Consider the following 14,516-nt stretch of genomic DNA (forward strand, 5'->3'; position numbering starts at 1 on the left):
GGCCCGGTGTGCCCGGGCGGCCCCTTCGGTCCGCGGTTATGAACGGACTGTACGTTTCCGCCAACCTCCCGATGAGGCGGCCGCCCCGCGCCACCCGCCGTCAGGCTCTGTCGAACACGGCTCGGTTGATCTTGTCGCAGAGCGCCGCGTCGTGGCCGAGCTTCGCGTCGTGGAGGCTCACCGCGGGGACCGCGCCCATCAACGAGTTCGTCAAGAACACCTGATCCGCAGCCATCAGATCCTCCACCGTGAGGCGCCGGTCCTCGACGGCGAAGCCCCACTGCGGTAGGAGCCGCCGGACCTCGGCCGCCATGGTGCCCGGCAGCGCGTGCGCCGAAGCGGGGAAACACGCGGTGTCGCCGAACACGCAGCACACGCTCGCGGTGTTCGTCTCCGACACGGAGCGATCCGCGTTGAGGATCAACGCTTCGTCCCCCCCGTGGCGCTTGGCCCAATCCCCGGCCAGCTTGTAGTACATGTAATTGAGGGTCTTGTGGCCGGCGAGGTGCGTGTGCCGGCAGTGCGGGTACACCCGGAGGGACAGCCCTGGCCGCGAGCTCAGGGCGGGGCGCGGCGAATAGGGCTTGGCGCTCGCGAAGAGCACGGGCGACGGCCGCGCGCCGCTCGGCCTGCCCGCGGCCGCCAAGAGCTTCACCACGGCGACCGCGCTCGACAGGCCGTTCCTCTGGATGAGCTGCGCGATGACGTCGGCCCACGTGACGTCCGGCGGCGCGGACTGGAAGAACTCCCGCCAGGCGAGCTCGAAGCGTCGCAGATGGGCCTCGAGCAGGATCGGGCGGCCCGCTTGAACCCGCAAGGTCTCGAAGAAGCCGAAGCCGTACGTCAGTCCCTCGCAGTCGAGCGGCACCGAAGCGGCCGCGCTCGGTTTGAAGGCTCCGTCCTGCCAGACCGTGCTGGCGCCCTGCTCGTCGCCGCTCGTCGCATCCAGGGCGTTCGTCAGCGTGCGCCCCTTGTGGAGCGTCTCTTCGAACTCACTCGCTGGATCCGAGTCGAAGACGATGCCACCACCGACGGAGAACACGACCTTGCCGCCCGTGAACGTCGCGGTCCGGATCGCGATGGATAGATCCATCGCACCGTCGAACCCGACGTAGCCGATGCTGCCCGTGTAGATGTGCCTGCGGACCGGCTCGAGCTCGTCGATGATCTCCATCGCCCGGATCTTCGGGCAACCCGTGATCGAGCCGCCCGGGAAGGTCGCGCGGAGCAGATCGACGGCATCCATGCCGGGATCGAGCTCGCCCGTCACGATCGAGACGAGGTGATAGACGTTCTGATAGGCCTCGAGGCGCTTGTGCTCGAGCACGCGCACCGACCCCGGGCGGCAGACCTTGCCGATGTCGTTGCGGAGCAGGTCGACGATCATCGACAGCTCGGCGTCTTCCTTCGCGCTCTCCTGCAGCTCCGTCCGCAGGGCATCATCCTCGGCCGGCGTCTTCCCGCGAGGCCGTGTGCCTTTGATGGGCCGCGTCTCCACGCTGCCGTTCCTGAGCTGGATGAACCGCTCGGGAGAGGTCGAGACGATCTGGTGGTCTCCGGCGTTGATGTACGCGAAGAAGGGGGCCGGATTGTCTGCATACATCCTGGCGAAGCAGTCGAAGGGGTCCCCGGCGAACGGCGCCTGAAAGCGCTGGGACATGTTCACCTGGTAGACGTCGCCGTCGACGATGTACCTGCGGATCGCCTCGACCGCCGAGATGTACTCCTCTCGCGAAACGATCGAAGCGCATTTGCCGCTCGCTTGCGGCGCCCGCTCGCGGGGCGCCGCCGGCGCGCCGAGCGCCTCCTTGAAGCGCGCCACGTCTCGGTGAAACGCGGCGTCGTCCCCTTGCAAGCGGATCGCCAGGAGCGTCGTCGCCCCCGAGATTCGGTCGTGGATCACGAGGATGGCCGGCGCCACGAGGTGCATCAGCGGCAGCCCGAGATCGTCGATGCTCGTCCGCGGCAGCTGTTCCAGGCAGTCCTTCAGATCGTACGCGAAGTAGCCGAGGAGCCCGCTCGACAGCGGCAGCGGCGCTCCCAGCTCCGGCACGCTGCAGCGCTGCAGCAGGCGGCGCAGCGCGGTGAATGGGTCCTCGTCGAGCTCGACGCGATGCTCGCCGTCGGCGAGCGTGGTCCGCGTGCGGTGGCCGCTCAGCGAGAGCCAGGGATAGACGCCGAGGATGTGGTGACGGGCGGAGTCGAGCTCCCCGCCGCTCATCAGGGCCACGGTGCCGGGCAGATGTGCGAAGCGGCGCACCACTTCCACGAACGGCTCCTTCAGGTCGAGGGGCTCGGAATGCACCCCCGTCACTCTTCGGAGCCAGGGCAGGCTGACGTCGATCGCAGCTGCGTTCATGACAGCGTTCCTTTCAGCGGACCCGAGCGCAGAAAGTTCTCGACCAGCGTGAACCCGTGCTGGGTGAGGAAGCTCTCGGGGTGGAACTGGACGCCGAACAGCGGATGGCGAACATGCTGGATCGCCATCGGCACTCCGTCCGTGGACCGGGCGTTGACCCTCAGATCCTCGCTGACGCCGGTGATGGCGAGTGAATGATAGCGCGCTACCGTGAACGGTTGGGGGACGCCTTCGAAGAGACCCGTCCCGTCGTGATGGACGGCGCTCGTCTTGCCGTGCATCGGCACGGGCGCGTGCACCGTGCTGCCGCCGAACGCTTCGTTCATGCACTGCATGCCGAGGCACACGCCCAGAATGGGGAACTCGCCCTGGTAGTGGCGGATGAGCTCGGTCGAGATGCCGGCGGCGCTCGGGCTCTTGGGGCCAGGGCTCACGAGGACGTAGTCGGGCCGCTGGCGCGCGACGTCTTCCACCGAGAGCGCGTCGGCGCGGAACACCGAGATGTCCAGGTCGTAGCTGCGGAACATCTGCACGAGGTTGAAGGTGAAGGAGTCGTAGTTGTCGATGACGAGAAGCTTGGCAGGCATGCTCTAGCCTCGTGTTTTCGTTAGAGAGAGGGCGCCGCCTTCCCCCCCGGCGCGGCCGCTACAACATCGTGAGCCCACCATCGACAGGCAGGTACGAGCCGGTCATGAACCGCGACAGGTCGCTGGCCAAGAAGAGCACGGCGCCCGCCATGTCCTCCGGCAAGCCGTTGCGGCGCATCGGGGACTTGGAGGCGATCGCCTCCTTGACCGCGGGCGCCATCGGCATGGCCGCGTCCGTCAACGTGAGCCCGGGCGCGACCGTGTTGACGCGAACGCCATAAGGACCCAGCTCGGCGGCGATCGAGCGAACGAAGGCGTCGACCGCGGCCTTGGCCGTGCTTTGCGCGAGGAATCCCTCATTGCTGCGTTTGGAGAGGCTGCTCGACACCGCCACGATGCTGCCGCTCTTGCGCCGGAGCATCTCCGGAGCGACCGCCTGGCACGGGTAGAACACCGCCTTGAGCTCATCGCTGACCTTCCGCTCGAGATCGGTGAAGTCGTACTCGACGAAGGGGCGATGACGAAAGTTCATATGCGCGTTCGCCACCAGGACGTCGATGCGCTCGAAGCGCTGGTGGACCGCCTTCACGAGGTTGGCCACGTCGCCGGCGTGCGTCACGTCGGCCCCGAAGACCTCCGCGATCCCGCCCTCCGCCTCGATCTGCTCCTTGACGCGCCGGGCCTGCGCCTCGCTGTCCCGGTAGTTGATGGCCACCCTCGCGCCGTGCTCCGCGAGCAGCAGCGCGGTGGCGAGCCCGATACCGCGGCTGCCGCCGGTGACCAGCGCCACCTTGTCCTGGAGCAGCCCGGAGCCCGCCCGCGTCTTCGGCGCTCGTCGCGCCGTGGAGGAGGGCTGCGCCTTTCGCTCGCTGGGAGGCCGGCGCGCGACCTCGCGGTCGATCGCGGCGGCCATCGCGTCGAGCTTGGGCGAATCGAAGAGCTCCGACACGCCGAGCTCGACCCCGAATGCGTCCTTGATCCTCGCCAAGACGCGCATGGCAGAGAGCGAGTGCCCGCCGACGCCGAAGAAGTGCGTTCGGCGACCGATGCGCGCGGCGGGCACGTTCACGACGAGGGACCAGATGTCGGCGAGCGCGCGCTCGGTCGGGCTCGCCGGAGGCTCGTACGGGTCGCTTTGCTGCAGCTCGCCCTTCGCCTCGAGGAGCGCGCGGCGGTTCAGCTTGCCGTTCGGCAGCTGCGGCATCGCGTCGAGCAGGACGAACGCGTCCGGCACCATGTACGCCGGTAGCCTGTCTTGCAGGAACGCGCGCAGCTCGAGGATCTGCACGGCGCTGCCGGGCGCGCTCGTGTAGAACGCGACCAGCCGATCGCCGTTCCCCACGACCGCCCGGGCCCGGACGCCTTCGAAGTCGCCGAGCACCTTCTCCACCTGGCGCACGTCGACGCGGAAGCCCCGCACCTTGACCTGAAAGTCCCAGCGACCGATGTAGTCGAGCGTGCCGTCCGGCAGATGCCTGACGACGTCGCCCGTGTTGTAGAGGCGATCGCTCGGTGCAGCGCCGAACGGGTTGGCCACGAAGCGCTCGGCGGTCAGGGCATCGAGGCCGTGGTACCCCTCGGGCACGCTCACGGAGGCCACGTGCAGCTCCCCGGCGACGCCTTCGGGCACCAGCCTGCCCTGGCGATCGAGCACGTAGACCTTGGTGTTGGCGATCGGCGTGCCGATCGGGACGAAATCTCGCTGGCCGTCGAAGCTCGACGTATCGTAGTAGGTGATGTCGTTGAGCTCGGTGCAGCCATAGTTGTTGAGCAGGCGCGCGCTCGGGAACACCTCGCGGAAAGCGAGCACCAGGGCCTTCGGCAGCGGCTCGCCGGCGGTGATACATATCTTCAGCGCCGGCAAGCGCCGCCCGCTCGACTGAAGCTGCTCGATGACGCTCGCGAGGTGCGAGGGTCCGATGTTGAGGCGGCTGACGTGGTGCTCGGCCAGCGCGGCGACGAAGGCCGCCGCATCTCGAACGGTGTCGTTACCGATGAACACCTGCGGGCACCCGTTGAGCAGGCCCGCGAACAGCTCCTTGACCGCGACCGCAAAGACGAACGTCGTCTTCTGGGCGACGACCTCGCCTGCCTCGAACGGCAGCCTGGCTTCGAGGGCGCTCAGCCAGTTGTTGAGCTGGCGATGGGGCACCCGGACGCCCTTGGGCTTGCCGGTGGACCCCGACGTATACATGACATAGGCGAGCGCCTCGGGCTGCGCGCGCAGCTCCGGCGGCGTATCCGGGTACGCCGACGCGGCGTTCCAGACCTCCTCGAGCTTGAGGCACCGAGCGTCGTCGAGCTCGAGCAGATCCTTTTGCCGGGCGCCGCAGACGACGGCGCTCGGGCGCGCGTCATCGAGGATTTGCCGCACGTAGGACTTCGGGTATGCCGGGTCGAGCGGCACGTACGCCGCCCCCGCCTTCCAGATACCGAGCAGCGTCGCGAGCAGCTGGCCGCTGCGATCCAGACACACGGCGACCAGATCCCCTGGCGCGACGCCCCGCGCCGCGAGCGCGTGCGCCACCTGGTTCGCGTGCCGCGCGACCTCGAGGTAGCTCCAGGCGCCCCGCTCGTCCCAGCACGCCACCGCGCCCGGCGAGCGCTCGACCTGCGCGTCGAAGCGCTGGACGAAAGACCAGGCTGGAGCTGGGGTCACCGGCGCTCGGTTGTACTGCTCGAGCAGCTTCTGAACGTCGGAGGCGCGCAGCAGAGGCAGTTCGAGCACGCGCCGGCCCGCGTCGCTGAACATGCCTTCCAGCACCTGCTGATGGTGAGCGAGCAAGCGCTCGATGGCCTCGCGATCGTACAGATCGGAGGCGTACACGACCTCCACCGCGAGCTCGTCCGCCCCGCCCGAGTACGACAGCTCGATCTCGCATCGTGCGGGGACGTGCTCTCTCGCGAGCAGCCTCCGAACCGCGTCGTCGCCCTCGTCGGGATCGGGGTAAGCGTGGAACTTGACGTCACCCGGCAGCGGAGCGCCCAGCGAAGTCTCGGGGAAATTTTGGTGCCTCATGACGATGGGCACCAGCGGGTTCGCGCCGCCGCGACGCGCGACGTCGGTCGCCTGCAGGATCCGTTCGAAGGGCACGGCATGCTCGAACGCGGTCAGCACCTGGGCGCGCACCGCCTTGAGCAGCGCGCCGACGCTGCTCTGTTCGTCGATGTGCAGCCGGAGCGGCAAGATGTTGATGAAGAACCCGATCAAGGGCTCGAACTCGACGTCCGTTCGGTTGGACGTCGTGGTGCCGATGCAGAGGTCGTCCCTGTTCGTATACCGGCTGAGCGTGACGCCGAGCGCCGCGAGCAACGACATGAAGATCGTGCAGCCGTGCTGGCGAGACAACCGCTCGAGGTTTTGCGCAAACTCGCTCGAATAGCGATGCACGAAGCTCCCGCTCTTCGTGCCGGATTTCGCCCGCCGCGTATGCGTCGTGGGGAGCTCGAGGCTGTCCTCGTAGCCCTCGAGCGTTCGACGCCAATAGTCGAGGCGGGCGGACACGTCCGAGGCCCGCTGCAAGCGTGCATAATCTTTGTACTGTACGGTCAGCGGCGGCAAAGCTGGCCGCTCCGCGCGGCAGAACGCCGCGTAAGCGCTCTGAAGCTCCCCCAGGAAGATGGCTCTCAGCGACCAAGCATCCGCCGCGATGTGGTGCACGTTGAACAGGAGCAGGTGCCGGTCCCCCGACAAGCGCAGCAGGCTCACGATGAAGATCGGACCCCGGAGGAGGTCGAAGCGATGATCGAGGTGTCGCTCGAGGTGCTCCAGCATCCGAGCGCGGTCGACGGCGATCACCGGCAGGCGCACGTGCTCCGGCGGCGCGACGAACTGCACGGGCTCTCCCTCGTCCGTCTGCCCGTAGTAGGTGCGTAAGCTCTCGTGACGGGCGACGATCTCGCTCAAACTCTGCTCCAGCGCCGAGACATCGAGGTTGCCTCGGACGAGCAGCAGGAGGGGCAGATTGTAGCTCGTGTTCTCCGGGCTGCGCTGGTGGTGGATCCACAGCCGCTCTTGAAAGAGGGACAGCGGGCTGCCCTCGTCGCCCGGCGCCGTCTGCACCTGCAGTTCATCCGCCGTCGCCGCTGGGGACACTGCCATGGCCGAGGGTGACATCACGACGGGTTGCAAGCTCGCTGCCTCTTCGCGAACGATGCCACCCTCGTTGTGCACGAGCCCCGAACGGCTCGTGGCGTGAACATACGAACCCTCATCGACAGCCATACCTGTTCCTCCAGGGGATTGGAATGTTCAAATGCGCCCGCGATTCGCACACCCTTGGTGATAACTGGGCTACATTTGCACACAGCTAAACCCTAACTTAAGTTTTGTGTGATCTCCCATACCCCGGCGGTGCCCGATCGGGACCGCCTCTTCCAGCACGCGGGGCCGCCTCTTCAGCACGCGGTCGCTCAGAGGGGCACTCACGACTCGGCAGGCCGCCGAGGCCGGTCAATCGCCGCAGCTCCTTCTCAAGTACACCAAGGAACGGTCGATCATGCGCGTTCGGGCGTGCACCGCGTCGTTCAGTTCCCGCCAGTCGAGCACGCGGACCTTACCACGATCTGGCTTTGGTCGGAAGAGTTTGGTAGGTTCTCGCGCACAAGACCACGCTCATGGTGGTCGCGTGGACGTAGTGATGGCCGTGGAACGTGTCAACGGATTTGAAACGGCGGGGACGTGGATTCCAGGGGGAAGCAGCTTACCGTCTCGAGAAAATGGTGCGGCGCGCTGAGCTGAGAAAGGCATCGGCGCAGACGGTGGCTCCGGACTCGGAAGCGCTGTCGACATCCAAGTAAACGTGTTGTTTCGCGGAAGTTTCTGATCGAGATGGAAATGGCAATCTGATCCTAGTCACCCGGTCAGTAGAACAGGCCTCCGCCTCCCGCCGCCCTGGCCCGGCGTGTCCCACCCGCCGTCGCCCGCCCAGTCCGCTCCCCAGTGTGCCGCGGCATCGAGGGGAGCGGCGCGCCCGGCGCCGCGGGATCGCGGAGCTCCCGATGCCGAAGGCGGCGTTCGAGGCCGCGAAGGCCCAGGTCGCCCGCTGGCTCGCGGGGCTCTCCGATCCGAGCGTGACGTGGGTGCGCGGCTGACCTTTGGGGCCGACGCGTGGGAAAGATGCTGAAAGCAGGAGGGGGGCCGCCGCATCGTGATAGAAGGGCTGCTCCATGTCGACTGGGGCGCTTCATCCAACCACCTTCGGGCTTCGCGCTGGGGCTCTCGCCACGCAGGACCTCACCGTGCTCGCGTTTCGCGGTCGCGAGTCCATCTCGCGCGGCTATCGGGTCGACATCGACGTTGCGGTGCCGGTCGCCGACCCGGCAGCCTTCGAGTCGCAGATCCTCGTGAAGCCGATGCATCTCGCGCTCCAAGGCGAGGGAGCCCCTCACCGCGTCATCCATGGCGTCTGCACCCACGTGAGGTGGAGCGCCGCCCTCGACGACGGCCGCAGCGTCTACCGGCTCCGCCTCGCCTCGCGCCTCTCGCTGCTCGGCAGGCGCCGCACGAGCCGCATCTTCCAGGACAGGACCGTCGACGCCATCGTGGACCTCGTCCTCGGCGAGTGGCGTGTCCCCCGGCGGTTCGCGCTCGTCCGCGCCTCGTCGAAGCGCGCCTATTGCGTGCAGTACCGCGAGACCGACCGCGACTTCGTGACGCGCCTGCTCGCGGAGGAAGGGCTCTTCTACTACTTCGAGCACGACCCGGGTGCCGGCGCCGAAACGATGGTGATCGGCGACGACGCGAGCATCTATCCCCCGATCGCCGGCGCCCCGCGGCTCGTCCACAGGAGCGCGCCGGCGGGGCTCGGCGCCCTCTCGCCCGGCGAGGACCACGTCCAGCGGTTCTCCGCGGAGCGCTCCGTGCGGCCGACGGCGGCCGTCATCCGCGACTACGACTTCGAGCGCCCGCTGTTTCACCCATCCTCGTCGGCACGGACGGCGCAGCGAGAGGGCGGCGGCGCGGACGACGGCCGGTACGAGCACTACGAGCACCACGGCGACTACGAGGAGGCCGAGGTCGCGCGCGACGACGCGGCGATCCGGCTGGAGCAGCTGCGCCGGAAGGCCGTGGTCGCCCGCGGCGAGACCTCGTGCCGGAGGCTCGTGCCCGGCCATCGCTTCGCCCTGGAGGCGCACGACGTCGCGGCGTACGGTCGGGGCTGGGTGGTGACGCGCGTCGATCACGACGGCGAGGCGCCGCAAGTCGCGGGCGCGTCGCCCACCTACCGCGCCCGCTTCGCCTGCGCGCCGGACACGGTCTGCGTCCGCCCGCGCCCCGCGCCGCGGCGCATCCAGCAGGTCGTCGAGACCGCGACCGTGGTCGGTCCGCCGGGCGAGGAGGTGCACACGGACGCGTTCGGGCGCATCAAGGTCCAGTTCCACTGGGATCGCGAGGGCCAGGGCGACGACCGCAGCTCGTGCTGGATCCGCCACGCCGAGCTCTGGGCGGGGCGCGGCTTCGGCACCCAGTTCGTCCCGCGCGTCGGCATGGAGGTGGTCGTCACGTTTCTCGGCGGCGACGTCGACCGCCCGCTCGTGACCGGCTGCGTCGGCAATGCGGTGAACCGCACGCCGTTCCCGCTCCCCGAGGCCAAGACCCGGAGCGGCGTGAAGACGCGGAGCAGCCCGAGCGGCGGCGGCCACAACGAGCTCAGCTTCGAGGACCGCAAGGGCAGCGAGCTCATCCACCTCCGCGCCGAGCGCGAGCTCGACGTCCACGTCGGCACCCATCAGCGGGTCGGCGTCGGAAACGACCGCTCCGTCGTGGTGGCCGGGCGCGACGCGCTCGACACGGGCGACCGGCTCACGAACGTCCGCCGCGACGACGACCTCGAGGTCGAGGGCCGGCGGAGCGTCCGCGTGTACGGCGAGAGCGACGAGCACGTGATCGGCGACCGCGCGCTGCGCGTCGACGGGATCGACAAGACGAGCCTGCTCGGCGGCTCGGTGCTCACGGTCGAAGGGCCGTCCATCCTCCGCGTCACGGGCGAGTACAGCGTCGACGTCGGCGCAGGCGACGACGCGGGCGCAGCGCAGATCAACGTCTCCGGCGCGCTGGTGCTCGGCGGCTCGAAGTCGCTGCGCCTCGTCACACAGGGCAGCCTCACCCTCTCCGCGGGCGAGAGCTCCATCGAGATCGACCCGGAGGGGATCCGCATCACGGCCGGCAAGGTGGAGATCGCCGGCGCGCAGATGCTGTCGCTCTCGGGCAAGGGACCGACCGTGTCGCTCGGCGAGGAGGCGGAGATCGCCGCCAAGCAGGTCCGGATCCTCTCCACCGACGCGGCGCTCGAGCTCGGCGAGGACGCCTCGCTGTGGGGCCGTTTGGTGAAGCTGAACTGCTCGCGCGACGAGGCGCCGCCCGGCGGCGACGATGAGGAGCCGAAGACGAAGCCGTTCAAGGTGCAGCTCACGGACGAGGAGCTCGAGCCCTACGGCGGCAAGCGCTACCAGCTCGTCGCCGAGGGCCGGCGGTTCGAGGGCGAGACCGACGTGGACGGGGCGATCGCGGTGGAGATCGCGGAGACGGCGCAGCTCGTCGAGATCACGATGTGGCCGGGGAAATACCCGACGGGCCCGAAGAAGCAGTGGACCGTGCGTGTCGCCGCGCTGCCCGAGGCCACGACGGTGGAAGGGGCGCTGCGGCGGCTGAAGAACCTCGGTTACTATGAGGGGGCGATCAAGGAGAACCCTCCGGCGGACGAGGGGTTCCGGGCGGCGCTCGCGTGGTTCCAGAAGGACCATGAGCTCGGGGAGACGGGGGAGCTCGACGCGCAGACGGCGAGCGAGCTCGCGCGGGTACACGGCGGCTGAGGAGCATCGAGATGGCGGACGGGAACCAGGGCGGTGGTGGGCCGGCGCAGGCGCCGGCCGGCGATTTCCTGACGAAGCTCTCCGAGGCGTACCCCTACGGGGACGAGCCGCCGCGGCTGACGGTCGCGATCAACGACATGGCCGCGGGGGCGCCGGACGGCACCGAGTTCGGCGACGACGGGGTGCGCCCCAAGCGCCATCTGCTGCCGGACGACGCGATGAAGCGGCCGGAGACGATCGGCGATGTGCTCGCGTGGATCGACCAGCGGATCCGCGTTTTTCCGATGGATCAGGTGTGGCTCACGCAGGTCGGGCCGATGATGAGCTGGTGCGCGGACCCGAAGGAGGAGCAATGGGCCCAGGCGGTCACGGAGATCCTCTTCGGCGCCACCTACGGCGGTCCCGGCAGCAGCTACGCCATGGGGACGAAGAAGGGCGTGGCGCGGTCCCCCGCTTCGGAGAACTGGGAGACCTACATCTTCAGCCGGATCCAGCGGAGGTACCGGAGCACCCTCGCGCGGGAGTCGAAGAGATACAAGGTCACTTTCGGGCATTACAACATCGGATCCTGGCGGATACCAGAACCGATCGAGGACGACCTGGGGACGGCTCGGCCGACGGGAGGAGCATCGAGCTTTCCCGACGGCTCGGCGACCCCCGACGACGCGCTGCTGGTCGAAGACGAGGCGCCGGTCGTTGGCCCGATGAAGGACGACAGGCTGCTCGAAGACCCGATGGGGCCCCGCTGGAAAGAGCAAAAGAACGACGACCCGGCCGTGCCGATCGTCGTCGCCTGCCAGCACCTTGCGACCTACGGCGCGCTGACGCGAGGGTTCCGTATCGAGCACCTGGACAGCATCGGTTATGCGGCCCAGTTCGCGACCGGGAGCTTCGCCATCTTCTCGGCAAAGCCGGCGGCGCCGGGCAACGAGCCGCCGCCCCAGGGCGGGCGCTGGTATACCCTCCATTCGGCTGCTGCCGACAAGGCGAGCGCGGGGCCGGATGCAGGGGCATCGTCTCCGCCGGTGTCGTACGAGGACCTGCTCAAGATCGATCGCGCCAGGCAGCTCTCGCCGCCGCTCGCGCCAGGCACCATCTTCGTCTTCGATCCCGACGCCGGAGCTCAGAAGGTCACGCTCTACCTGAGCAGGTACGAGGACGAATGCCTGCGTGAAAAGATCCTCCTGAGACATTTCGCAGCGCGCAAGACGCCGGGTGCGCAGGAGGTCGAGAGCCCCTACTCGCAGAGAGACAGAGTCGCCCCTGATTACCAGCAAGACTTCGAGCTCGCGAAGCCGAAGGAAGACCCCCAGCTCCTCAAGGACCTCCGATATTTCGAGAAGAGAGGGGATGCGGCCAACGCGGACGTCACGCGCGCCAAGATCCAGGCGAAGCTCAAGGAGGATCTCGCGACCTGGGAGTCCCAGAAGGCGCTGGCGCTCGACACCCGGACGAGCGCCGTCGTCATCGACCTCAAGAAGCAGCTCGACGGCTCGCACATCCACTACGTCCTCCGCGTGCACAAGGACAAGCCGCTCGTGCAGCTCATGGACACCGGCAACGGGGCCAACTTCTGGGCGAAGATCAACAAGGAGAGCCCGGGGCGCGGAGCGCTCGTCGATTTCATGCAGGCCGGCATCGTGGACGGCAACGCGCAGGACAAGGTCGGCCCCGGGCAGATGCTCGGCTTCTGCGGCATGGGCGTCACGCCACCTCCTCCCGAGGACCTCGGCGAGATGGCTGACTTCATCAAGAAGGCACGTCCGATCGGCTTGTTTCGCCTCGTCTTGACGATGCGGCCCAGCAAGGCGGCGATGACGCCGAACGACGTGCTCTATGTGAGCCGGCTGGCCCGCATGTACGGCAGCTCCCCGGAGCAGAACTACACCGTCGCGCAGATGCTCTGGGGGATCCGGAACACTCCCGGCTTCACCGACCTGCAGCCGTGGGCGATTTTCTTCATCCCGCGCGGGGCCCTCGCCCGGTCGATGTGGGCACACGGTGGGCGCGAGATGACGCTGAGCATGTTCATGTCGGAAGTCGCCCCCAGATACAAGACCGAGTTCGGCGGCCCTGCGAGCCTGAAGCTGCACAAGAACTACTTGCCCGCCGTGGCGATCACGAACAGCGGGAGGCAGCTAGCGGACTACGCGGGCAAGGCGCAGTTCCAGTGCCGATGGAAGTACATGACGGGTGGCTCAGGGAAGGCAGAGCCTAGCGCCGCCTGGCCCATGGCGATCGAGAACAGGCTCAAGGAGACCGCCTGGAATGATATCTACTGGCATCCAAGCTTCGGCATAGGGGCAGAGGCCAAAGCGCGAATCGACGCGCTCACGCCCTCGATGTTCCTGGACGGCGCGACCTCGCTCATGGGAGACGGCGATGCTCAAGCTTCTGTCTGATGGCTCGGCCTTCGCCATGGTCGCCCTCTCGGCCCTGCTGACCGGATGCGGCGCGTCGAGCGCGCCGTCGAGGAGCGCCGGAGCGCGGGTCGTCGTGCTGCCGCCGCCGGCGCCGAGCGCTGCGCCGCCCGAGCCCGTGAAGGCCCCGGACGTCGTGCTCTTCTCCATGCCGGCTGCGGAGGACCCCTCGGCGGACCTCCTGCGCTGCGAGCGGGGCGACATGGAGGGTTGCCGCGCTGCGGGCTGGCTCTTCCTCCACGGCTTCGGCCTGGCGGAGGACGCGCCTCGCGCGGATGATCTGTATACGAAAGCGTGCAAAGGCAAGAACACCAGGGCGTGCATGGAGTTCGCCGTGGAGTATTACCACTGGCACGACTGGCCGATCAAGGCGACGGAAGAGCTGGTGGAGGCGGTTCAGCACAAGCTGGCGTGCGAGCACGGTGAGGAGCAGGGCTGCCTGGCGCTCGCCCTGGATTTTCTCCGCCACCCAGAGGAGCTGGAGGCATATTACAAGGACACGGTGGGCAAGACCGCGCAGAAGACCGCGGAGGACGCCTGTGCGGCGTCCCATGTCGCCGCATGCTCGACGCTGATGGACGTGGCCCAGCGGAGCGGAGACAAATCCCGCGCGGAGGCCCTGGCGACGAAGCTCCTGGCGATGTGCCGCGCGGGCGAGATGGGCGCGTGCGGGCGCGTGCTCCGCTACCCGTGGTCGGACAGGACACCGGCCGAGCGGAAGAGCCTCACAAAAGACCTCGGCCTCAAGCTGTGCAAATCCTCCCAGGCCGAGTGCCGCGCGGGCCGGGGAGCATGCTCGCTCGCGATCGGATGTGTCGGGGAGGACAGCTTCGATCCGCAAGGACCGGAAGCCGTGGCGGAGCTCACCTACCGCGCGTGCGTCGTCAGCCGCGACTTCAAGCGATGCGAGGAGCTCGCGGACATGTTCGAGCGCGGTAAAGGCGTGCCCAAGGACCTGGAGAAGGCGAGCTTCTTCGATATGGCCGCCTGCCAGCACGGACGTGACCTGGCGTGCTGGCGCACGGTCGGGCGTATCCGGAAGCAGGGGAGCGGGCCTGAGGTCGACAAGAAGATCTTCGAGGTCACGAAGATGGGTTGCCGCGTCGACAAGCGCGTCGTCGGCTGGCTGATGAGCTGCGAGCGGCTCGCGGAGATGTACGAGACCGGCCGCGGGACGCAGAAGAACGTCGAGAAGGCGGTGGAGATCTTCACGGCCGTATGCCCTCATCGAGAGGAGTCGTGCGACGAGCTCCGCCGCCTGAAGAGGCCCGTCCCGCCGGACGCGGACGGCCCGTGACGAGAGAGGTCAACCTGGAGCGGAGAGGGCGAGATCGT

6 protein-coding genes are annotated in these 14,516 nt (G+C 68.2%); 3 read left to right on the forward strand and 3 right to left on the reverse strand.

The features are described 5' to 3' along the window. Positions 1 to 100 precede the first annotated feature (100 nt). The 3 genes from pabB to WME83_RS01545 are packed head-to-tail and all read right to left on the reverse strand — an operon-like array spanning position 101 to position 7,171. Positions 101 to 2,359 (reverse strand): aminodeoxychorismate synthase component I, encoded by a 2,259-nt coding sequence (gene pabB / locus WME83_RS01535; RefSeq protein ID WP_437317481.1) that lies wholly within the window; start codon positions 2,357 to 2,359, stop codon positions 101 to 103. After that, positions 2,356 to 2,946, reverse strand: coding sequence for an anthranilate synthase component II (locus tag WME83_RS01540; protein ID WP_437317482.1), 591 nt, complete (start codon positions 2,944 to 2,946; stop codon positions 2,356 to 2,358). Before WME83_RS01540 ends, pabB begins: the two co-directional genes overlap by 4 nt. Positions 2,947 to 3,004: 58 nt before the next feature. Continuing rightward, complete coding sequence (locus tag WME83_RS01545; RefSeq protein ID WP_437317483.1) at positions 3,005 to 7,171, reverse strand: amino acid adenylation domain-containing protein; 4,167 nt, start codon at positions 7,169 to 7,171, stop codon at positions 3,005 to 3,007. A 944-nt stretch (positions 7,172 to 8,115) separates the two neighbouring features. Here WME83_RS01545 and tssI point away from each other — a divergent pair. The 3 genes from tssI to WME83_RS01560 are packed head-to-tail and all read left to right on the forward strand — an operon-like array spanning position 8,116 to position 14,478. Then, positions 8,116 to 10,761, forward strand: coding sequence for a type VI secretion system tip protein TssI/VgrG (gene tssI, locus WME83_RS01550; protein WP_437317484.1), 2,646 nt, complete (start codon positions 8,116 to 8,118; stop codon positions 10,759 to 10,761). Between the two features lie 11 nt (positions 10,762 to 10,772). Further along, positions 10,773 to 13,163 (forward strand): hypothetical protein, encoded by a 2,391-nt coding sequence (locus WME83_RS01555; RefSeq protein WP_437317485.1) that lies wholly within the window; start codon positions 10,773 to 10,775, stop codon positions 13,161 to 13,163. Continuing rightward, positions 13,144 to 14,478, forward strand: a complete 1,335-nt coding sequence (locus WME83_RS01560) for a hypothetical protein (RefSeq protein WP_437317486.1) — start codon at positions 13,144 to 13,146, stop codon at positions 14,476 to 14,478. The genes WME83_RS01555 and WME83_RS01560 overlap by 20 nt, the downstream gene beginning before the upstream one ends. The last annotated feature ends 38 nt before the right edge of the window (positions 14,479 to 14,516 follow it).

This window comes from Sorangium sp. So ce385, assembly GCF_051474135.1.
In the GTDB taxonomy this organism is placed as follows: domain Bacteria; phylum Myxococcota_A; class Polyangia; order Polyangiales; family Polyangiaceae; genus Sorangium; species Sorangium cellulosum_D.

What these genes read in the sequence shown, in the direction of transcription:
- pabB (WP_437317481.1), bottom strand. Translation starts at nt 2,359, where the DNA reads ATGAACGCAGCTGCGATCGACGTCAGCCTGCCCTGGCTCCGAAGAGTG.
- WME83_RS01540 (WP_437317482.1), bottom strand. Translation starts at nt 2,946, where the DNA reads ATGCCTGCCAAGCTTCTCGTCATCGACAACTACGACTCCTTCACCTTC.
- WME83_RS01545 (WP_437317483.1), bottom strand. Translation starts at nt 7,171, where the DNA reads ATGGCTGTCGATGAGGGTTCGTATGTTCACGCCACGAGCCGTTCGGGG.
- tssI (WP_437317484.1), top strand. Translation starts at nt 8,116, where the DNA reads ATGTCGACTGGGGCGCTTCATCCAACCACCTTCGGGCTTCGCGCTGGG.
- WME83_RS01555 (WP_437317485.1), top strand. Translation starts at nt 10,773, where the DNA reads ATGGCGGACGGGAACCAGGGCGGTGGTGGGCCGGCGCAGGCGCCGGCC.
- WME83_RS01560 (WP_437317486.1), top strand. Translation starts at nt 13,144, where the DNA reads ATGCTCAAGCTTCTGTCTGATGGCTCGGCCTTCGCCATGGTCGCCCTC.